13 protein-coding genes are annotated in these 20,092 nt (G+C 71.7%); 4 read left to right on the plus strand and 9 right to left on the minus strand.

Annotated features, from left to right (window positions below; genetic code table 11):
- Positions 1–34: 34 nt before the first annotated feature.
- Positions 35–961 (minus strand): ABC transporter substrate-binding protein, encoded by a 927-nt coding sequence (locus ACZ52R_RS20650; RefSeq protein WP_465617577.1) that lies wholly within the window; start codon positions 959–961, stop codon positions 35–37.
- Positions 962–1,370: 409 nt separating this feature from the next.
- Positions 1,371–2,297, minus strand: a complete 927-nt coding sequence (locus ACZ52R_RS20655) for an ABC transporter substrate-binding protein (RefSeq protein ID WP_465661223.1) — start codon at positions 2,295–2,297, stop codon at positions 1,371–1,373.
- 587 nt (positions 2,298–2,884) lie between these two features.
- Here ACZ52R_RS20655 and ACZ52R_RS20660 point away from each other — a divergent pair.
- On the plus strand, positions 2,885–4,078 hold the full coding sequence (locus ACZ52R_RS20660) for an NAD(P)-dependent malic enzyme (protein ID WP_360510030.1): 1,194 nt from the start codon (positions 2,885–2,887) through the stop codon (positions 4,076–4,078).
- Between the two features lie 247 nt (positions 4,079–4,325).
- Entirely contained in the window at positions 4,326–5,288 is a 963-nt protein-coding gene (locus tag ACZ52R_RS20665; protein ID WP_465753860.1) for a zinc-binding dehydrogenase, read from the plus strand.
- Between the two features lie 69 nt (positions 5,289–5,357).
- On the opposite strand, the gene ACZ52R_RS20670 is transcribed toward ACZ52R_RS20665, so the two are convergent.
- The 7 genes from ACZ52R_RS20670 to ACZ52R_RS20700 form a co-directional block, all read right to left on the minus strand.
- The gene (locus tag ACZ52R_RS20670) at positions 5,358–6,407 is read right to left on the minus strand and encodes a PadR family transcriptional regulator (RefSeq protein WP_465617583.1); all 1,050 of its coding nucleotides are present in this window, start codon (positions 6,405–6,407) and stop codon (positions 5,358–5,360) included.
- Position 6,408: 1 nt separating this feature from the next.
- Positions 6,409–7,311 carry a DUF4097 family beta strand repeat-containing protein gene (locus ACZ52R_RS20675; RefSeq protein WP_465617585.1) on the minus strand — a complete coding sequence of 301 codons (903 nt, stop codon included), beginning with the start codon at positions 7,309–7,311 and terminating at the stop codon, positions 6,409–6,411.
- 226 nt (positions 7,312–7,537) lie between these two features.
- The gene (locus ACZ52R_RS20680) at positions 7,538–7,717 is read right to left on the minus strand and encodes a DUF6104 family protein (protein ID WP_360253909.1); all 180 of its coding nucleotides are present in this window, start codon (positions 7,715–7,717) and stop codon (positions 7,538–7,540) included.
- Between the two features lie 46 nt (positions 7,718–7,763).
- A complete protein-coding gene (locus ACZ52R_RS20685) occupies positions 7,764–9,764 on the minus strand; it encodes a serine/threonine-protein kinase (RefSeq protein ID WP_360510026.1) in 2,001 nt (666 codons plus the stop codon).
- Between the two features lie 268 nt (positions 9,765–10,032).
- Positions 10,033–13,779 (minus strand): multifunctional oxoglutarate decarboxylase/oxoglutarate dehydrogenase thiamine pyrophosphate-binding subunit/dihydrolipoyllysine-residue succinyltransferase subunit, encoded by a 3,747-nt coding sequence (locus tag ACZ52R_RS20690; protein ID WP_465617588.1) that lies wholly within the window; start codon positions 13,777–13,779, stop codon positions 10,033–10,035.
- 233 nt (positions 13,780–14,012) lie between these two features.
- On the minus strand, positions 14,013–15,200 hold the full coding sequence (locus tag ACZ52R_RS20695; RefSeq protein WP_360498556.1) for a sensor histidine kinase: 1,188 nt from the start codon (positions 15,198–15,200) through the stop codon (positions 14,013–14,015).
- Between the two features lie 93 nt (positions 15,201–15,293).
- A complete protein-coding gene (locus tag ACZ52R_RS20700; protein WP_360498557.1) occupies positions 15,294–16,028 on the minus strand; it encodes a response regulator transcription factor in 735 nt (244 codons plus the stop codon).
- A gap of 563 nt (positions 16,029–16,591) precedes the next feature.
- Between ACZ52R_RS20700 and ACZ52R_RS20705 the strand changes: the two genes are divergently transcribed.
- On the plus strand, positions 16,592–17,377 hold the full coding sequence (locus ACZ52R_RS20705; RefSeq protein ID WP_465617590.1) for a rhomboid-like protein: 786 nt from the start codon (positions 16,592–16,594) through the stop codon (positions 17,375–17,377).
- A gap of 285 nt (positions 17,378–17,662) precedes the next feature.
- Positions 17,663–20,071, plus strand: a complete 2,409-nt coding sequence (gene lon / locus ACZ52R_RS20710) for an endopeptidase La (RefSeq protein ID WP_465753861.1) — start codon at positions 17,663–17,665, stop codon at positions 20,069–20,071.
- The last annotated feature ends 21 nt before the right edge of the window (positions 20,072–20,092 follow it).

Raw genomic sequence — 20,092 nt, forward strand, 5'->3', positions numbered from 1 at the left:
GTGGCCTCGGGGGAGAGATGAAGCGTACGAGGGGTCAGCTGACGGCGCCGTTGACGGTCGACTTGTCGATCGCACCGGCCTCGACGCCCCACTTGGTGAGGATCTGCTTGTAGGTGCCGTCGTCGATCAGCGACTGGACGGCACCCTGGATGGCCGGGCTGAGCTTGGAGCCCTTGGCCAGGGCGACACCGTAGGGGGCCACGCCGTAGGTGTCGCCGACCTTCTCCAGCTGCCCGCCGGACTGCTTGATCGCGTAGTCGACGACCTGGGAGTCGGCCATCATCGCCTGGTCGCGGCCGGAGACCACGGCGTTGGTGACGTCCGTCTGGAGGTCGAACTTGTCGCCGTCGTTCTGGACGCCCGGCTTGCCGGCCTTGGCGCAGTCCGGGTTGCGGGTGTCCTTGATCTCGTCGGCCTGGGTGGTGCCGGTCTGGACGGCGACCTTCTTGCCGCAGAGGTCCTTCGGGTCGATCTTCTCCGGGTTGCCCTTCTTCACCGCGACAGCGCTGCCGGAGTTGAAGTAGGTGACCATGTCGACGATCTGCTCGCGCTCCTTGTTGTCCGTGAAGGACGACATGCCGAGCTGGAACTTGTTCGACTGGATGCCGGGGATGATCGCGGTGAAGCCGGAGTCCTGGACCTCGGCCTTCAGACCGAGCTTGGTGGCGATGGCGTTGGCCAGGTCGACGTCCATGCCGATGATCTTGCCGCTGTCGTCCTTGAACTCGTCCGGCGCGTACGAGGCGTCCGCGCCCACCACGAGCTTGCCGGCCGCCTTGATGTCGTCCGGGACGAGCGCGGCGAGATTGGGGTCGGCCTTGACCTCGTTGACGGTCGCGGAGGCGTTGGGGGCACCGCTGCCCTCGCTCTTGCTGCTGCTGCAACCGGTCAGCGCGAGGGAGACGGAGACGGCAGCCACACCGGCCGCGAAGAGCCGGTTGCGCTTGGTACGGGCGGTCATGAGGGGGATCTCCTCCTGGGAGAGAAGGTCGGGCGGACGCGCCGCGGGAGCGGCGCACCGGGGGTGCGAGCCGTACGGCGCTGTACGGGTGTGCGTCGTAGTCGTCGTACGTGCGGGCCGGGTTCTGCAGTGCCTGGACGCTGGGACCGCCCAGGGTTCTACGAGTACTGCTGCCGCCACCCTCCGCCGAGGTGGACGTGACCGAACCGCCTCGACCAGTGGTCGGCTCGATCCGAGATGGGGGGAATCCTGCCATCTGATGACGGTCAGGTGGCCCTCATCCAGATCAAAATCGGATAACGAGGGGTCGCACTGTCCGCTATTCGGACTTATTCCGAGCCCCTGTCACCCTGCGCATAAGTATGCAGATCCCTCTGTGCTCAGCCCCGGAGGCCCGCCGCCCTCCCGCTCAGATGCCCCCGTTGACCACGGCGTTCTGCGCCGCGCCGGCGCTGACGCCCCACTTGGTGAGGATCTTGTCGTACTCGCCGCCGCGGATCAGCTGGTCGACCGCCTTGGCCACCGCGTCGCGCAGGTCGGTGTCGCTCTTGCGCACCGCGATCCCGTACGGGTTGGAGGTGGACTGCCCGCCGGTCACCTCGAAGCGGCTGCCGCCGTCGGTGGTCTTCGCCGCGTAGGCGGCCACCGGGAAGTCGTTCAGCCCGGCCGCGGCGGCACCGGAGGCGACCTCGGCCAGCGCCTTGGCGTCGCTTTCCAGCCTGTGCGTGGTCAGCAGGCGGCCGGTGCGGGCGCAGACCGCCACCTGGCGGGTGACGATCTCGTCCTGCGTGGTGCCCTGCTGGAAGGCGATGGTCTTGCCGCACAGGTCGTCCAGGGTCTTGATCCCCTTGGGGTTGCCCTTCGGCACGACGATCGAGCTGCCGGCGATGAAGTAGTCCACGAAGTCCACGCCCGGGTTGACCTGCTTGCCGGTCTCGTCCAGGCCGTCGCGGCGCTGGCGGATGTCGCTGAGCGCCGACATCGCCACGTCGTACTGCTTGCCCTGCAGGTTCGGTATCAGCTTGTCGAACGTGGTGTCCACGAACTCGATCCGCACGTCGAGGATCTTGCCCAGGGCGGTGGCGAGGTCCGGGTCGAGGCCGGTCGGCTTGCCGTCCTGGCCGCGGAACTCCACCGGCGCGTAGTTGACGTCCATGCCGATGCGCAGCACCCCGGCCGAGCGCTGCGCCTTCGGCAGCTTGTCGCGGACGTCCTTGACCGGGTCGTCCGCGGCGGCCTGCCCGCCGCCTCCGCAACCGGTCAGCAGCAGGGCACCGGCGGTGGCCAGGACGGCGCCGGCCAGGACCGGACGACGGACGGGAAGGGGGTGAGGCATGAGGGCTGCTCCTGTGGGAGGGACGTGCGGTCGCCACGGTGTCGCGGTGGTGTACGCGAAATGGCGGACAAGCGATCCTGCCATCCCGGCCTGCCGGGCCCGGCGGCGGGTATGTCAGAATGCGGTACCGGGTGACCCCCGGACGCTCGAACCAGACCGCCGGGCCCTGACAGGCCCGGGGTGCTCGGGACCGGAAGTCCTCACGTGACTCCGTATCCGGAGTGCCGACTCCCCCTTGCGTCTGCGTTCACTCCTGCGGGTGCGCGTGTGCTCATGCCGTTGCCGCCGCCGGAGCCCGGCGCTTCCGAAACCGGGCCCCTGGGACGCGACAGCGCGGCGATGAACCGCACGTGACGAGGACGAAAAGGCATAGGTGCGATGCCTTCGTCCGACCTAGGCTCGGCCCGGTAGTACTGACGCCGACAAACACAAGACCCCATAAAAACCCTCATCCGAGGGCGCCGCCCGACGGCAGCGCCCCGACCCCGCCCCGGGTCCGCCTTCGCGCACCCGGTTTCCGGTTTTCGGCCGGGTCGCCCTGCCCGTCGGTCACGCGTCCTCGCCAGAACAATGACGAAGAGGTCATCGTGGCAGCGGAGATCATCAGCAGCACCCAGGACACCGACGATCCGGTCGACGCGGTTTTCGCGCTCCACCGCGGCGGCAAGATGGAGATCCGGGCGACCGTCCCGGTGCGCGACGCGGACGACCTGTCCCTCGCCTACACCCCCGGTGTCGCCCGCGTCTGCACGGCCATCGCCGAGCAGCCGGAGCTGGTCAACGACTACACCTGGAAGGCCAACACCGTCGCGGTGGTCACCGACGGCACCGCGGTGCTGGGCCTCGGCGACATCGGCCCGCAGGCCTCGCTGCCCGTGATGGAGGGCAAGGCCATCCTGTTCAAGCAGTTCGGCGGCGTGGACGCGGTGCCGATCGCGCTCGCCTGCACCGGGGTCGACGAGATCGTCGAGACCGTGGTCCGGCTGGCGCCCTCCTTCGGCGGCGTCAACCTGGAGGACATCTCCGCCCCCCGCTGCTTCGAGATCGAGCGCCGGCTCCAGGAGGCCCTGGACATCCCGGTCTTCCACGACGACCAGCACGGCACCGCGATCGTCACCACCGCCGCCCTGTGGAACGCGGCCAAGGTGACCGGCCGCGAGATCGGCTCGCTGCGGGCCGTCATCTCCGGCGCCGGCGCGGCCGGCATCGCCATCGCCAAGATGCTGGCGGCGGCCGGCATCGGCGACGTGGCGGTCTGCGACCGCAAGGGCGTGGTGTACGAAGGCCGCGGCGACCTCACCGACGTCAAGGCCGAGATCGCCGCGCGGACCAACCGCACCGGCCTCAAGGGCTCGCTGGCCGACGCGCTGGCCGGCGCCGACGTGTTCATCGGCGTCTCCGGCGGCACCGTGCCTGAGGAGGTCGTCGCCACCATGGCCGAGGGCGCGTTCGTCTTCGCGATGGCCAACCCCAACCCGGAGATCCACCCCGAGGTCGCGCACAAGTACGCGGCGGTCGTGGCCACCGGCCGCAGCGACTTCCCGAATCAGATCAACAACGTGCTGGCCTTCCCCGGCATCTTCGCCGGCGCCCTCCAGGTCCGGGCCAGCCGGATCACCGAGGGCATGAAGCTGGCCGCCGCCAAGGCGCTGGCCGGCGTGGTCGCCGACGAGCTGACGCCGCAGAAGGTCATCCCCTCGCCGTTCGACGAGCGGGTCGCGCCGGCGGTCACCAAGGCCGTCGCCGAGGCCGCCCGGGCGGAGGGCGTCGCCCGGATCTGAACCGGTGCCCGGGGGAGCGTGCCCGCCACGACGGCCGCTCCCCCGCGCCCCCGGGCCGGCCCCCCCGAGCCGAAGGGCGCGCCGCTGCCGAAAGCGAGGAGCGACAAGCGAGGAACGAGTGCCGGAGCGACGAGCGTCGGCAGCGGATCCGAGCGCCCCGGAGGCGAGCGGGGGGAGTGACAGCAGGGACACGCGTCACACCTACGCGTGGTTCCCGGCCCCGGCCGTCGCCGCTATCGTCCGGATCATGTTTGCTGCCTACGCCGCACGTATCGATGCCGACGACCCGCTCAGCGGACTGGAGTTGGGCGAGCTCCCCGAGCCGCAGGCCCGCCCCGGGTGGAGCGTGGTCACGGTCAAGGCCGCCAGCCTCAACCACCACGACCTGTGGTCGCTGCGCGGGGTCGGCCTGCCCGCCGAGAAGCTGCCGATGATCCTCGGGTGCGACGCGGCCGGCGTCGACGAGAACGGCGACGAGGTGGTCATCCACTCGGTCATCGGCCAGACCGGCCACGGGGTGGGCCCCGCCGAGCCGCGCTCCATCCTGACCGAGCGCTACCAGGGCACCTTCGCCCAGCAGGTGGCCGTCCCCACCTGGAACCTGCTGCCCAAGCCCGCCGAGCTGAGCTTCGAGGAGGCCGCCTGCCTGCCCACCGCCTGGCTGACGGCCTACCGGATGCTGTTCACCAACGCCGGGGTCAAGCCCGGTGACACCGTCCTGGTGCAGGGGGCGGGCGGCGGCGTCGCGACCGCGCTGATCGTCCTCGGCAAGGCGGCCGGCCTGCGGGTCTGGGTCACCGGCCGGGACGAGGCCAAGCGCTGCCGGGCGGTCGAACTCGGCGCCGACGCGGCCTTCGAGAGCGGCGCCCGGCTGCCCGCGCGGGTCGACGCGGTGATGGAGACCGTCGGCGCCGCGACCTGGTCGCACTCGGTGAAGTCGCTGCGCCCGGGTGGCACCATCGTCATCTCGGGTGCCACCTCGGGCCCCAACCCGAGCGCCACCGAGCTGAACCGGATCTTCTTCCTGGAGCTCAAGGTGGTCGGCTCGACCATGGGCACCAAGGAGGAGCTGGCCGGGCTGCTCGCGCTCTGCGCCACCACCGGCGTCCGCCCGGTGATCGACTCGGTGCTGCCGCTGAGCGAGGCCAGGGACGGCTTCGCCCGGCTTGCCAAGGGCGATGTCTTCGGCAAGATCGTCCTCAACCCCTGACGCGAGGAGCCCGGTGCTCCTCGCGGGAGCACCGGGCCCGGATCCTTCGCACGCCGGCCGTTGCGGCCGTCAGCCGAGCAGCCGCTTCAGCCGCTCGCCCGCGGCGCCCAGCACCGAGCGGGCCTCGGCGAGCTTGTCCGTGCTCACCCCGCCGTCCCGGGCCGCGTCGCGGACCTGGTCGCGGAAGCGGTCGAGCAGCCGCTCCAGCTCGCGGGCCGGGTCCTCGGCCGGGTCGGTGCGCGCCCACGAGGGCAGGTCGGCCGGGGCGGTGCGCTCGTCCGTGTCCGGGGCGTCCTTGTCCAGGTCGATCCGGGTCACGGAGATCCGTTCGTCCGACGGGGCGGGCCCGTCCGACGGGTGGCCCCAGCGGGCCGCGTCGGCCAGGCCGGACAGGCCCTTGGTCAGCTCGGCCAGGCCCTCGGCCAGCCCGGTCGGCCAGTCGCCCTTCGCGGCGTGCTCGCGCACCTGCTGCTCGACCCGGCGCTTGATCCGCAGCGCCTCCTGCTGCGCGGCGGTGCGTGAGGCCTTGGCCTGCTCGCGCAGCCGGCGGGCCTCCTCCTCGGCGGCCTTCGCCTTGGCCTTGGCGGCCTTCTCCTGCTCCCGGGCGCGCTTGGCCTGCTCCTTGGCGTGCCGCTTGAACTGGGCGAACTCCTCCTTGGCGCGCTGCCAGGACTCGTTGTCGCCCCAGGGGCCGGCCCACGGGTCGCCCGGGCTCTCGGCGCGGTCCGGCCGGGGCGCCTGCTTGGCGGCCTTCCACAGCTCCTCGCGCAGGTCCTTGGCGCTGTCCCGGACGTCCTCGCGGATCGCCCCGGCGAGCTGCGCCACGGAGTCCCGGATCTCCAGCTCCAGCTCTTCCAACTCGGTCTGCCGGGCTTCGAGTTCGGCGCGACCGGCGTCGGTGAGCCGGTAGACCTTGCGGCCGCCCTCGGTGCTGTGGCTGACCAGGCCCTCCTGTTCCAGCTTGGCCAGCCGCGGGTAGACCGTCCCGGCCGAGGGGGCGTACAGGCCCTGGAACCGCTCCTCCAGCAGGCGGATCACCTCGTAGCCGTGCCGCGGGGCTTCGTCCAGCAGCTTCAGCAGGTAGAGCCGGAGCCGGCCGTGGCCGAACACGGGGGTCATCTCATGCCTCCTTGGTGAGGTCGGGCTTGCCGGGGGCGGCCGGAAGCTCCTTCGCCGGGCCCTCGTCCTCGGGCTCGGGGCGGCTCAGCACGGTGACCGCGCCGGAGACGGTGGTGACGTTGACGCTGCCGCGGCCCTCGCCGAGCTGGCCGGACAGCTTCTTGGCGCCCCAGCTGCCGCTCAGCTTGAGCTGCTCGAAGCTGCTGGAGATGTCGCCGCTGGTGGAGCCGGCCTCGACCCTGGCGTCGGTGCGGGAGGGGATCCGGAGCACGACCGGGCCGCTGACGGTGGTGACCTTGACGTCGGCCTCGCCGTCGACGTCGAGGTCCAGGGTGACGGCGCCGGTGACGGCGTTGGCGTGGATCCGGTCGGCGGTGCCGGCGACCACGGTGAGCTGCCCGGAGACGCTGTTGACCCGGAGCCGGCCGCCGACCGCCTGGGCGTCGATGTCGCCGGTGACGGTGTTGGCGTCGGTGCGGCCGGTCAGCCCGACCAGCGTGGTGTCACCGTTGGCGCTCTGCACCGAGACGTGCCCGGCGATGCCGGAGACGGTGGCGTCGGCGGAGACGGTGCCGACCTTGACGTCGGCGTCGGCCGGGACGGTCAGGGTGATGCCGGCGACCCGCTTGCGCTTGAGGGTGCCGAAGAAGCTCTTGACCGAGCCGACCGACTTGAGCCAGTCGCCGAACTCGCCCCAGCTGTTGATGTCCTTGTAGGTGACCGTCAGGACGCCGTCCACCACGGTCACGTGCAGCGGGTCACCCTCCAGCTCGGTGACCTCCAGACGGGCGGGGCCCTCGGCGGCCACCACGTTCACCGTGCCCTCGATGATCCGTACGTGCAGCGCGCGGACCTCCTCGTCGAAGGTGGTCCGGCCCGGCCCCTCGATCGTCCACTGGCTCATCTCTGCCGCCTCCCGTTGCCGATCGCGATGTATCGCGTTCCCTGCAAAAGACGATATATCGCGTGCCGGGAGAGTCAAGTGTGCCGGACCCCGATCCCGACCCCGAACCGCCCCCGAGGCTTCCCCTACGGGACACCGGGGGAGGACACCCGCGAAGACCGCCCGGAGACACGCGAGAGGCCCGGGAGGCGGTTGCCTCCCGGGCCTCTCGACGGCCGTCACCGGGTCACTCGTCGTCCTCGTCGTCGAGCCGGGCCAGCCAGGTGGCCAGCCGCTCGACCGGGATCTCGAAGTCCGGGTTGAGGTCGACGAACTCGCGCAGGCGCTCGGCCAGCCACTCGAAGGTGACCTCCTCCTCGCCGCGCCGGTTCGCCAGCTCCTCGATGCCTCGGTCGGTGAAGTACACGGTTCGCTCCGGTCCGATGGGGATTGACCTGGTCAGGATAGACCGGTCAGCTGGCCCGCCAGGTGCTGACGGTGACCTTGGCGGCCCCGGTGGTCGGGTCGGCCTGTTCGATCGCCGCGATGGCGATGTTGTGGGTGACCCGGTCGCGGACGCAGAGCAGGCGGCCGGGTGCCACCCGGTTGTACGAGAGGTCGGTGTCCGGCCGGGAGTCGATCGCGGCCGCGCACTGCTCGGCGGTGACGGACAGCTCGGTGATCACCGCGAAGTCCGACTTGTTGTCGCCGTAGCTGGTGAAGGAGTTGGCCTTGCTGCCGCTGCCGCCGCCGGCGTTGACCACGCCCAGGCCCCACTTGATGTCGTTGGAGCGCGGCACCACGGTGCCCGCGTCCAGGTCGATCCGGTAGGAGTCGGAGGAGTAGTCGGCCCCGGGGATCGCCAGCGACTTCTTGTCCAGCATCAGGGAGTAGCCGTTCGGCCGGGCGGGGGCCGAGACGGTGCCGGGGGCGGACTTCGAGGGCGCGGCCGTCACCGGCGAGTTGGTGAACGTGCTGCTCGGGCTGGGGGAGGTGCCGTCGCTCTGGCTGGGCGCCGGCTTCGGGCCGGACTGGCTGGTCTGGCTGGACTGGCTGCTGCTGGTGTCCTTCTTCTTGCCGTCGTCCAGCTTCTTCATGAGCACCACGCCGCCCGCGGTGCCGCCGACCGCCATCACCAGGGCGACGGTGAGCAGCACCTTCCAGGACACCCCGCCCTTGCGCTTGGGCTCCGGCTCGGGCGCCGGGTCGGCGGTCACCACCGGGCCGGGCGGCGGGGTGTCGAAGGACGGCGGCTCCGGCTGCAGGTGGACGGTCGGCGGCGAGGTCAGCACCGGGGCGGTCGGCGACTCGGTGGGCGGCTGCGGGGCGCCGTACGAGCCGAGCGGCGGCGGCGCGAAGCCCGTCGGGGGCGTCGCGGGCTGCTGCGGCGGGTGCGCGGCGTTCGCCGGGTGGATCGGGACGGTGGCCGGGTGGGTCGGCGCGACGGGCGGCGGCGGGGGAGTGGCCGGGGCGGCGGGCATCGCGGGCACCGGCGTCGGCGGGGTGGCGGGCGCGGCCGGCAGCGGGGTCGGGGGAGTCTTGGGCAGGTCCGAGCGGCGGGTGATCTCGGTGTTGACCTGGCGCGGCAGCCAGTCGTCGCCGAACCGCAGCTGGCCGCCGACCTCCGGGTGGTTGCGGGCGACCTGGATGATCTCGGCGGGCTTCGGGCGGTCCTCCGGGCTCTTCGCCAGGCAGCGCTGGATCAGTTCGCGCAGGTCCGCGGGGACGGCCGACAGGTCGGCCTCCTCGTGCACCACCCGGTAGAGCACCGCGGTGTCCGGGCCGTCGCCGAACGGCGCGGTGCCGCCGGCCACGTACGCGGCCAGGGCGCCGAGCGCGAAGACGTCGGTGGCCGGGCTGACCGGGCGGCCCTGGGCCTGCTCGGGGGACATGAAGGCGGGGGAGCCGATCCGGTAGCCGGTGCCGGTCAGCGCGGTGGCGTCGGCGGCCCGGGCGATGCCGAAGTCGATGACCCGCGGGCCGTCGCCGGCGACCAGCACGTTGGCGGGCTTGAGGTCGCGGTGGACCACCTCGACGCTGTGGATCGCCTGCAGGGCCTCGGCGATGCCGCCCATCAGCAGCAGGACGGTGCGTACCGGCAGCGCGCCGTGCTCGCGCACCACCTGCTGCAGGGACGGGCCGGGGACGTACGCGGTGACCAGCCAGGGGGCGTCGGAGTCCAGGCCGCCGGAGTCGATCACCTGCGCGGTGTAGAGCCCGTGGATCCGCTGGGCGTTGCTGACCTCCTGGGCGAAGCGGCGGCGGAACTCGCCGTCCTCGGCGAACTCCGGGCGCACCACCTTGAGCGCGACCGGGCGCCCGCCCGGGGTGTACGACAGGTAGACCCGGCCCATGCCGCCGGCGCCGAGCCGGGCGAACAGCCGGTAGCCGCCGACCTCCTTGGGGTCGTCCGGGAGGAGCGGCTGGAAGACCGGCGGGAGCTTTTCGGCGTCCCGAGGCGTGTCGGCGGTCATGTGGTGATCCCCCTGGGAGAGCGGTGAGGCGGTACGGCCGAGTCGGCGGGGCGCGATGACGGGCGTCCGGCGTCCTACTGGCGAGGCATAACCTATCGATCCGTCAGGATCCCGTGCACCGGGGCTCCGGTTTGGTTGCAGAGCTGGGACCTTGGCATGGCCCGGCGGTGAAACGGTTCTCCCCGAAACGAAGCGGCCCCCGCTCTCCCGGGTGGGAGAGCGTGGGCCGCGTCGTTTCGGTGCGTCAGGGCACCGGAGCCTCAGGGCGTCAGAGCGAGAAGACCTCTTCGATCAGCGCCTGCTGCTCGGCGATGTGCCGCTTGGCCGAGCCGACCGCCGGGGACGAGGCCGTCGTGCGGGCGACGCGGCGCAGGCGGGAGCCGCCGGCGCTGCGGCCGATGGCGACCTGCAGGTGGTCGACCAGGTTCATCGCGATGAACGGCCAGGCACCCTGGTTGTCCGGCTCCTCCTGCGCCCAGACGAACTGGACGTTGTCGCCGTAGCGGGCCAGCTCCTCCTGGAGCTCGGCCACCGGCAGCGGGTAGAGCCGCTCGACCCGGACGATCGCGGTGTCGGTGACGCCGCGCTCGGTGCGGGCCGCCTCCAGGTCGTAGTAGAACTTGCCGGCGGTGATGACCACCTTGCGGACCTGCGCCGGGTCGACGGTGGTGTCGCCGATGACCGGGCGGAACGAGCCGGACAGGAACTCCTCGGTCGCACTCGCCGCGGCCTTCAGACGCAGCATCGACTTCGGGGTGAAGACGACCAGCGGCTTGTGGTGCGGGTTGTGCGCCTGCCAGCGCAGCAGGTGGAAGTAGTTCGACGGCAGGGTCGGCATGGCGACCGTCATGTTGTCCTGCGCGCACATCTGCAGGAAGCGCTCCGGGCGGGCGGACGAGTGGTCCGGGCCCTGGCCCTCGTAGCCGTGCGGCAGCAGCAGGGTGACGCCGGAGTGCTGGCCCCACTTCTGCTCGGCGGAGGCGATGTACTCGTCCACCATGGTCTGCGCGCCGTTGACGAAGTCGCCGAACTGCGCCTCCCACATGACCAGCGCGTTCGGGCGGGTCAGCGAGTAGCCGTACTCGAAGCCCATGGCCGCGTACTCCGACAGCAGGCTGTCGTAGACGGTGTAGCGGGCCTGGTCCTCGGTGAGGTACTGCAGCGGGGTGTAGTCCTCGCCGGTCTTGCGGTCGATCAGGACGGCGTGCCGCTGGCCGAAGGTGCCACGGCGGCTGTCCTGGCCGGCCAGGCGGACCGGGTGGCCCTCCATGAGCAGCGAGCCGATGGCGAGGGTCTCGCCCATCGCCCAGTCGATGGTGTTGTCCTCGACCGAGCCGGCGCGGCGCTGCAGCTGCGGCAGCAGACGCGGGTGGACCGTCAGCCAGTCCGGGTGGTTGACCTGGGAGGCGGCGATCCGCTTGACCATCTCCTGGGAGATGCCGGTCTGGATGGAGACCGGGAAGTCGGCGACCGGCTTGCCGGCGGTGGCGTCGGCCGGCGCCTGGGCCGCGTCGCGGACCTCGGCGAAGACCTTCTCCAGCTGGCCCTGGAAGTCCTGGAGCGCCTGCTCCGCCTCTTCCATGGTGATGTCGCCGCGACCGATCAGGCCCTCGGTGTACAGCTTGCGCACCGAGCGCTTCTTGTCGATCAGGTCGTACATCAGCGGCTGGGTGAACGACGGGTTGTCGGCCTCGTTGTGACCGCGGCGGCGGTAGCAGATGAGGTCGATCACCACGTCCTTGTGGAACTCCTGGCGGAACTCGAAGGCGAGCCGCGCGACGCGGACCACGGCCTCCGGGTCGTCGCCGTTCACGTGGAAGATCGGGGCCTCGATCATGCGGGCCACGTCGGTGCAGTACATCGAGGAGCGCGAGGACGCCGGGGCGGCGGTGAAGCCGACCTGGTTGTTCACCACGACGTGCACGGTGCCGCCGGTGCGGTAGCCGCGCAGCTGCGACATGTTCAGGGTCTCCGCGACGACGCCCTGGCCGGCGAAGGCCGCGTCGCCGTGGATCTGGATCGGCAGCACCGGGAAGGTGGTGCCGCCCTGGTCCAGGATGTCCTGCTTGGCGCGGGCGATGCCCTCGACGACCGGGTCCACGGCCTCCAGGTGGGAGGGGTTCGCGGCGAGCGAGACCTTGATGGTCTCGCCGTCCAGGCCGGTGAAGGTGCCCTCGGCGCCCAGGTGGTACTTGACGTCGCCGGAGCCGTGCATCGACTTCGGGTCGAGGTTGCCCTCGAACTCGCCGAAGATCTTGCCGTACGGCTTGCCGACGATGTTGGCCAGCACGTTCAGGCGGCCGCGGTGGGCCATCCCGATGACGGCCTCGTCGATGCGGTGCTCGGCGGCGGCGTCGATGGTCGCGTCCAGCAGCGCGATCAGCGACTCACCGCCCTCCAGCGAGAAGCGCTTCTGCCCGACGTACTTGGTCTGCAGGAAGGTCTCGAACGCCTCGGCCGAGTTCAGCCGGCGCAGGATCCGCAGCTGCTCCTCGCGCTCGGGCTTCGAGTACGGCTTCTCCAGGCGGTCCTGCAGCCACTTGCGCTGCTTCGGGTCCTGGATGTGCATGTACTCGATGCCGACGGTGCGGCAGTACGTGTTGCGCAGCAGGCCGAGGATGTCGCGGAGCTTCATCATCTTCTGGCCGCCGAAGCCGCCGACCGCGAACTCGCGCTCCAGGTCCCACAGGGTGAGGCCGTGCGTGGTGACGTCCAGGTCGGGGTGCTTGCGCTGCTTGTACTCCAGCGGGTCGGTGTCGGCCATCAGGTGACCGCGGACCCGGTAGGAGTGGATCAGCTCCATGACGCGCGCGGTCTTGTTGACCTCGTCGTCGTGGGTGGTGGCGACGTCGGTGGCCCAGCGGACCGGCTCGTACGGGATCCGCAGCGACTCGAAGATCTCGTCGTAGAAGCCGTTCTCGCCGAGCAGCAGACGGTGGATCTCGCGCAGGAACTCGCCGGACGCCGCGCCCTGGATGACGCGGTGGTCGTAGGTCGAGGTCAGCGTCATGATCTTGGAGACGCCCAGGCGGGACAGGGTCTCCGGGGCGGAGCCCTGGAACTCGGCCGGGTACTCCATGGCGCCGACGCCGACGATGGTGCCCTGGTTCTGCATCAGGCGCGGCACGGAGTGCACGGTGCCGATGCCGCCGGGGTTGGTCAGCGAGACCGTGACGCCGGTGAAGTCGTCCATGGTCAGCTTGTTGGCGCGGGCCCGGCGGACGATGTCCTCGTAGGCCTGCCAGAAGCCGAAGAAGTCGAGCGTCTCGGCCTTCTTGATGGCCGCGACGACGAGCTGGCGGTCGCCGTTCGGCTTGACCAGGTCGATGGCCAGGCCGAGGTTGACGTGCTCCGGCTTGACCAGGAAGGCCTTGCCGTCCTCCACCTTGTAGCTGTGGTTCATGCCCGGGGCGGCCTTGATGGCCTGGACCAGGGCGTAACCGATCAGGTGGGTGAAGGAGACCTTGCCACCGCGGGCGCGCTGCAGGTGGTTGTTGATGACGATGCGGTTGTCGATCAACAGCTTCGCCGGCACGGCGCGGACCGAGGTGGCGGTCGGCACCTCCAGCGAGGCGTCCATGTTGGTGGCGACGGCCTTCGCCGGGCCGCGCAGCTGGACCAGTTCGGGTCCGGCGGTGGCGGCGGGCGCGGCCGCGGCCGGGGCGGCGGCCTTCGGAGCCGGGGGCGCGGCGGGCGCGGCGGCGAGCGGGGCGGCAGCCGGCGCCGGAGCGGCCTGGGCGGCCGGTGCGGCGGGGGCGGTCGCGGCCGGAGCAGCGGCGGCGGGCGCGGGGGCAGCGGCAGGGGTCGGCGTGGGGCCGGCCTGGGTCGCGGCCTGGGTCACTGGGGTCACCTCGGTACCGGGCTTGTAGTCGGCGAAAAAGTCCCACCAGGCTCGGTCGACCGAGTTCGGGTCCTGGAGGTACTGCTGGTAGATCTCGTCGACGAGCCACTCATTGGGGCCGAAGCCTGTGGAGCTAGCCGAGCTGTTGGGGGTTTCAGGGGACTGTGGCGACACGGCGGCAACCGCCCTCTTCCGCTTCCTTTTGGGATGTTTGGACAGCGGGGATTAAGGCTACGCCCCTGACCGGTGATCGCGCAGTCCCCGGGGGCCAGGCGTCGTCCAGATCACAGTCCTGACCTGCACTTTGGCTGAAAAAGTGCGTTAGAAAGCCGTATCTGCAGGGAAGCGATCGGCCCCGAACTGCGTCTATATCCGGATGAAACCGGACAAAGACCTGCGGAAATCCTCTAACGATCTTCGTATGCGTCTGTGTCGGATCTGTGACAAATGTCCCGGCCGTCGTCCTGACGCTGCCCGGGCAGGCGGACCTCGATCCGGCAGCCGCTCGGCGACTCGGCCACCGCGATCCGTCCGCCGTGCAGCTCCACCGCCCAGCGGGCGATGGCCAGGCCCAGGCCGGTGCCGCCGTCCGCGCCCGCTCCGGACGCGGTCGCGGTGCCGCTGCGGCTGAACCGCTCGAAGACCCGGGTGCGGTCGGCCAGGGGGATGCCCGGGCCCTCGTCCTGGACCTCCAGCAGCAGGGCGCCGTCCTCGCCGCCGGGGCGCGCGCGCACCGTCACGGTGCCGCCGGGCGGCGAGTGCTTGCAGGCGTTGTCGACCAGGTTGGCGACCACCTGGTGGAGCCGTTCCGGGTCCGCCACGCCGGTCAGGCCGGCCGGACTGACCTCCAGGGCCAGCCGGACGTCCCCGCGCCGGGAGAAGGCCCCGCCCGCCGTCGCGCCGTCCACGGTGACCCCGCGCAGCACGCCGTCCAGGAACTCGCGCACCTCGAAGGGGCGGGCGTCCAGGTCGACCACGCCGCCGTCGATCTTGGAGAGGTCGAGCAGGTGGGTGACCAGGCGGCCGAGCCGCTCGGTCTGCTCCAGCGCGGCCCCCAGGGTCGCCGGATTGGGCTGGACGACGCCGTCGACCACGTTCTCCAGGACGGCGCGCAGCGCGGCGATCGGCGTGCGCAGCTCGTGCGAGACGTTGGCGACCAGCTCGCGGCGGTGCTGGTCGGCGGCCTCCAGGTCGGCGGCCATCCCGTTGAAGGCGGCCGCCAGTTCGCCGATCTCGTCGCGCGAGCTCACCTCGACCCGGCGGCTGTAGTCGCCGGAGGCCATCGCGCGGGCGGCGTCCGTCATCTCGCGCAGGGGGGCGGTCAGCCCGTGCGCGAGGAACTGCATGAAGAGCAGCGAGGCGATCATGGAGAAGACCATGATGATCCGGATCTGGGTCTCGGACCTGATCGCCACGACCACCATCCCGGTGGCCAGGAACACGGAGACGATCACGAGCAGGGCGAGTTTGCCCTTGATCGAGCGGACCGGGTCGAGCGGCCGGATGTCGGCCCAGACCCGGCGGGCGGCACGGACGGCCAGCGGCTGCGGCCGCGCGCCGTCGGATTCCCCGTTGCGTTGCTGTGGAAAGGTCATTGGTCCCTGTGGTCCCGCGTGTGTCCCCCGCGTGGTGGCACGGCGTCGATCGGGACACGGGCCCCCCGGTGGCCCGTCGCCCGAGGCTCGCCGTCAGGAGAGCGGGGCCTCCAGTGCGTACCCGACACCGTGCACGGTGCGGATCCAGCTGGCGCCGATCTTCCGGCGCAGTGCCTTGACGTGGCTGTCCACGGTGCGGGTGCCGGACGCGTCGGTCCAGTCCCAGACCTCGGCCAGCAGCTGCTCGCGGGTGAGCACCGCGCGCGGCTGGGCGGCCAGGCAGGCGAGCAGGTCGAACTCGGTCGGCGTCAGGTGGACGTCGCCCGAGGCCAGCCGGACCCGGCGCTGCACGTGGTCGATCTCCAGTTCACCGAAGCGCAGGCTGCCGAGCGCGGGTGTCCGGGCGGCCTGCTGGGCGCGCTCGACGCGGCGCAGCAGCACGTTGACCCGGGCGGCCAGTTCGCGCATCGAGAACGGCTTGGTCATGTAGTCGTCCGCACCGACGCCGAGGCCGACCAGCAGGTCCGTCTCGTCGTCGCGCGCGGTCAGCATCAGTACCGGGACCGGGCGTTGGGCCTGGATCCGGCGGCACACCTCCAGGCCGTCGAAGCCGGGCAGCATGATGTCGAGGACGACAAGGTCCGGCTGCCAGGTGTGGAAGCCGTCGACCGCGCCGGGGCCGTCGTGGGCCACGGCGACCTTGAAGCCCTCCGCACCCAGTCGGGCCGCGATCGACTCGGCGATCGTCGGCTCGTCCTCCACCACCAGCACTCTGCGTTGGCTGCTCACCGTGCCGCCGGTGTGGTTGTCCTGCTGAATTTCTGTCACGGTCACGCCACCGCCCCCAGGGCTGCGGGCCGGCCACCTGTGGGGATGGCGGGGCTCCGCTCGTAGTCTTGTTCCGTCGTGGACTGTGCCGGGTCCGCCGTCCCGTTGCGTGATCGGGAGGCGAGGACGGATTTGTCGGCCGCCCACTTCTCCCGCGCACTTCGCAGCGTACGGACAGCGGATGCTTTCCGGCAGGTGGACCGGACGTTTCCGGCCCGTGGGCCGGCCGTTCCGGCCGCCCGCGGACCCACTGCACGAGTGGGCACGGGCCGATACCTTACCCGGCGATTTTTCACTGCGTAACGGTACGTATGCAGTCGAGTTGACATCAAGTCGCCGGTCAGAGGCCCTACTGACGCGTTAATCGGGAGAAGGTCTGGACCAATGCCTGGAATCCGGCACTCCGCTGCGGCGACGGTCTTCACCGGCTTTTCCCAGGTGCCTCCCAGAACCTCGACGTACCGTGGGCACGACAACACCCGACCGGGCGGAATCCGTGGTGCGCGCCGGTACGTTGGGCACCGGGCGGGAGCCGGTGGCTGCGGGTGTGGAGCGGAGGCGGCATGGCGGGACTGCGGCAGGGTGCCGACGGGCGCGTGCCCGCGGGAGCGCCGTACGGAATGCTCCGGCACGGCCTGCGCGCCGGCGCCGTCCAATGGCTGCTGGACCGCGTTCCCACGCCCCGGCGCAACCCCTTCACGCTCGGATACCTCGCGGTCGTGGGCGCCACCACGACCTTCGCGAAATTCGCCGATCCGGAACTCGTGCAGCGACTGCAGGAAGCTTCCAGCTCGGACGGCCACAACCTGCTGCAGCACCCTTTGCGTGCCCTGGTCCTGAGTGGTTTCTGGGTGGCCGGCGAGGTGTGGATGCCCTATCTCTGGGGATTCGCGTTCACCCTCGCGCCACTGGAGCGCAAGGTCGGGTCCGCCCGGGCGGCGGCGGTCTTCGCGGTCGGCCACGTCGCGGCCACCCTGCTCTCCCAGGGCGTGGTGATCATCGCGGTGGAGACCGGGCGGATGGCGCCCGAGGTGATGGACCACCTGGACATCGGGGTCAGCTACGGCGTGCTCGCCTGCCTGGGCGCGGTGGCCGGGCTGCTCTCCTGGCGCGGGCGGCTGCTCGCGCTGGGCGGCGCCGGGCTGATGATCGCCGAGCAGATCGCCTCCGACAAGGACGTCGTCACCGCGGTGGGGCACCCGGCGGCGGTACTCACCGGGGTGGCGCTGTGGCGCTGGCTGCGCCGCACCGAGCGGCGCCCGCCCCGGCTCCGTCCGGCCGCGGCGACGGTCGGCGGCGCCGTGCCCGCGCCCGCGCGCGGCGGGGCCCCCGTGCGGGCCGTGCGCTGAGGTCCGCGCGCCGAAGTCCGCTCCGGGCTCCGCGGGCTCCGCGGGCTCCGCGGGCTCCGCGGGTTTCTCCGGGCTCTCCGTGCTTGACGCTCCCTTCGCGTGCCGAGGGTTTCCCAGGAATCACTCAGCGCTCTTTTCACGTTCTTTTGACGGCCCGCCCGCGGCCCCGTCCGCGGGCCTTCCCGGCCGGATCGTGTTCGCTCACGGCGAACGAAGTCCGGGGAACATCCGGCGCCCGCCAGGCCTTAGTCAGGTCGACTCAACTTCACTGACTGGGGAGAGACCATGGCATCGACGTCCACTCCGCTCACCCTGCCCGTGCTGCCGCTGGACGACGAGGTCGTCCTGCCGGGCATGGTCGTCCCGCTGGACCTGAAGGACACCGAGGTCCGCGCAGCGGTCGAGGCCGCCCGGGCCGCGGCCGCCGGCGGCACCAAGCCACAGGTCCTGCTGGTCCCGCGGGTGGACGGCTCGTACGCGGCGGTCGGCACGCTGGCCACCGTGGAACAGGTCGGCCGGCTGGCCGATGGCCCGGGCACGATCGGGCAGCCTGCCGCGCTGGTGCGCGCCGTGCGCCGGGTCCGGATCGGCGTCGGCACCACCGGCCCCGGCGCCGCCCTCTGGGTGGAGACCACGCCGTTCCGGGAGTCCTCGGTGGGCACCCCGGTGGCCGGCCGGGCCGCCGAGCTGGTCAAGGAGTACAAGGCGCTGTCCACCCAGTGGCTGCGCAAGCGCGGCGCCTGGCAGATCGTGGACCGGGTGGCGCAGATCGAGGGCGTCGGCGAACTCGCCGACAACATCGGCTACGCGTCCTTCGCCACCGCCGAGCAGAAGCTCAAGGTGCTGCTGGAGGCCGACCAGGTCGCCCGCCTGGAGTACGCGCTGACCCTGCTGCGCGACCACCTCGCCGAGGAGGAGGTCAACGACACCATCCGCAAGGACGTCGAGGAGGGCGTGGCCAAGCAGCAGAAGGAGTTCCTGCTCCGCCGCCAGCTGGACGCCGTCCGCAAGGAGCTGGCCGAGCTGAACGGCGAAGCGGCCGACGAGGAGGGCGACTACCGCGCCCGGGTCGAGGCCGCCGACCTGCCCGAGAAGGTCCGCGAGGCCGCGCTCAAGGAGGTCGACAAGCTGGAGCGCGCGTCCGACCAGTCCCCCGAGGGCTCCTGGATCCGCACCTGGCTGGACACCGTCCTGGAACTGCCCTGGAACGAGCGGAGCGAGGACGCCTACGACATCGCCGGCGCCCGCGCGGTGCTGGACGCCGACCACGCCGGCCTGGCCGACGTGAAGGAGCGCATCGTCGAGTACCTCGCCGTCCGCAAGCGCCGGGCAGACCAGGGGCTCGGCCTGATCGGCGGCCGCCGAGGAGGCGCGGTGCTCGCGCTGGTCGGCCCGCCCGGCGTCGGCAAGACCTCGCTCGGCGAGTCGGTGGCCCGTGCCATGGGCCGCTCGTTCGTCCGGGTCGCGCTCGGCGGCGTCCGGGACGAGGCCGAGATCCGCGGCCACCGGCGCACCTACGTCGGCGCGCTGCCCGGCCGGGTGGTGCGGGCGATCAAGGAGGCCGGCTCGATGAACCCGGTCGTCCTGCTCGACGAGATCGACAAGGTCGGCTCCGACTACCGCGGCGACCCGGCCGCCGCCCTGCTGGAGGTGCTGGACCCGGCGCAGAACCACACCTTCCGGGACCACTACCTGGAGGTCGAGCTCGACCTCTCCGACGTCGTCTTCCTCGCCACCGCCAACGTGCTGGAAGCCATCCCCGAGCCGCTGCTCGACCGGATGGAGCTGGTCCGGCTGGACGGCTACACCGAGGACGAGAAGGTCGTCATCGCCCGCGACCACCTGCTCCCGCGCCAGCTGGAGAAGGCCGGCCTCGGCGGCGAGCAGGTCAGCGTGGACGAGACCGCGCTGCGCAAGCTCGCCGGGGAGTACACCCGCGAGGCCGGCGTCCGGACCCTGGAGCGCTCGATCGCCCGGGTGCTGCGCAAGATCGCCGCACAGGCCGAGCTGGGCGAGCGCGAGCTGCCCGCCACGGTCGGCGCGGCGGACCTGCGCGCCCTGATCGGACGCCCGCACCACGTGCCGGAGTCCGCCCAGGAACCGGCCGAGCGCCGCACCGCCGTCCCCGGCGTGGCCACCGGCCTCGCGGTGACCGGCGCCGGCGGCGACGTCCTCTATATCGAGGCCTCGCTGGCCGACGCCGAGACCGGCGGCACCGGGCTGACCCTCACCGGGCAGCTGGGCGACGTGATGAAGGAGTCCGCGCACATCGCGCTCTCCTTCCTGCGCTCGCGCGGCGCCGAGCTGGAACTGCCGGTCACCTCGCTGCGCGACCGCGGCGTGCACCTGCACGTCCCGGCCGGAGCCGTCCCCAAGGACGGGCCGAGCGCCGGCATCACCATGACCACGGCGCTGGCCTCGCTGCTCTCCGGCCGCAAGGTGCGCACCGACGTGGCGATGACCGGCGAGGTGTCGCTGACCGGGCGGGTTCTGCCGATCGGCGGGGTGAAGCAGAAGCTGCTCGCCGCCGACCGAGCCGGGGTCACCACGGTGATCATCCCCAAGCGCAACGAGGCCGACCTGGACGACGTCCCGGCCGAGGTGCTGGAGCGGCTCACGGTCCACCCGGTGGCGGACGTCCGCGAGGTGCTGAAGCTGGCGCTGGAGCCGGCCGAGGTGCTGGTCGCCGTCTGATCGGCGAACCGCTGGTCCGAG

The organism is Kitasatospora sp. NPDC034023, from assembly GCF_055575795.1.

Coding starts and splice junctions, on each gene's coding strand:
- lon (WP_465753861.1), top strand. CDS start 17,663: ATGGCATCGACGTCCACTCCGCTCACCCTGCCCGTGCTGCCGCTGGAC.
- ACZ52R_RS20675 (WP_465617585.1), bottom strand. CDS start 7,311: ATGAGCCAGTGGACGATCGAGGGGCCGGGCCGGACCACCTTCGACGAG.
- ACZ52R_RS20695 (WP_360498556.1), bottom strand. CDS start 15,200: ATGACCTTTCCACAGCAACGCAACGGGGAATCCGACGGCGCGCGGCCG.
- ACZ52R_RS20650 (WP_465617577.1), bottom strand. CDS start 961: ATGACCGCCCGTACCAAGCGCAACCGGCTCTTCGCGGCCGGTGTGGCT.
- ACZ52R_RS20655 (WP_465661223.1), bottom strand. CDS start 2,297: ATGCCTCACCCCCTTCCCGTCCGTCGTCCGGTCCTGGCCGGCGCCGTC.
- ACZ52R_RS20670 (WP_465617583.1), bottom strand. CDS start 6,407: ATGACCCCCGTGTTCGGCCACGGCCGGCTCCGGCTCTACCTGCTGAAG.
- ACZ52R_RS20685 (WP_360510026.1), bottom strand. CDS start 9,764: ATGACCGCCGACACGCCTCGGGACGCCGAAAAGCTCCCGCCGGTCTTC.
- ACZ52R_RS20705 (WP_465617590.1), top strand. CDS start 16,592: ATGGCGGGACTGCGGCAGGGTGCCGACGGGCGCGTGCCCGCGGGAGCG.
- ACZ52R_RS20665 (WP_465753860.1), top strand. CDS start 4,326: ATGTTTGCTGCCTACGCCGCACGTATCGATGCCGACGACCCGCTCAGC.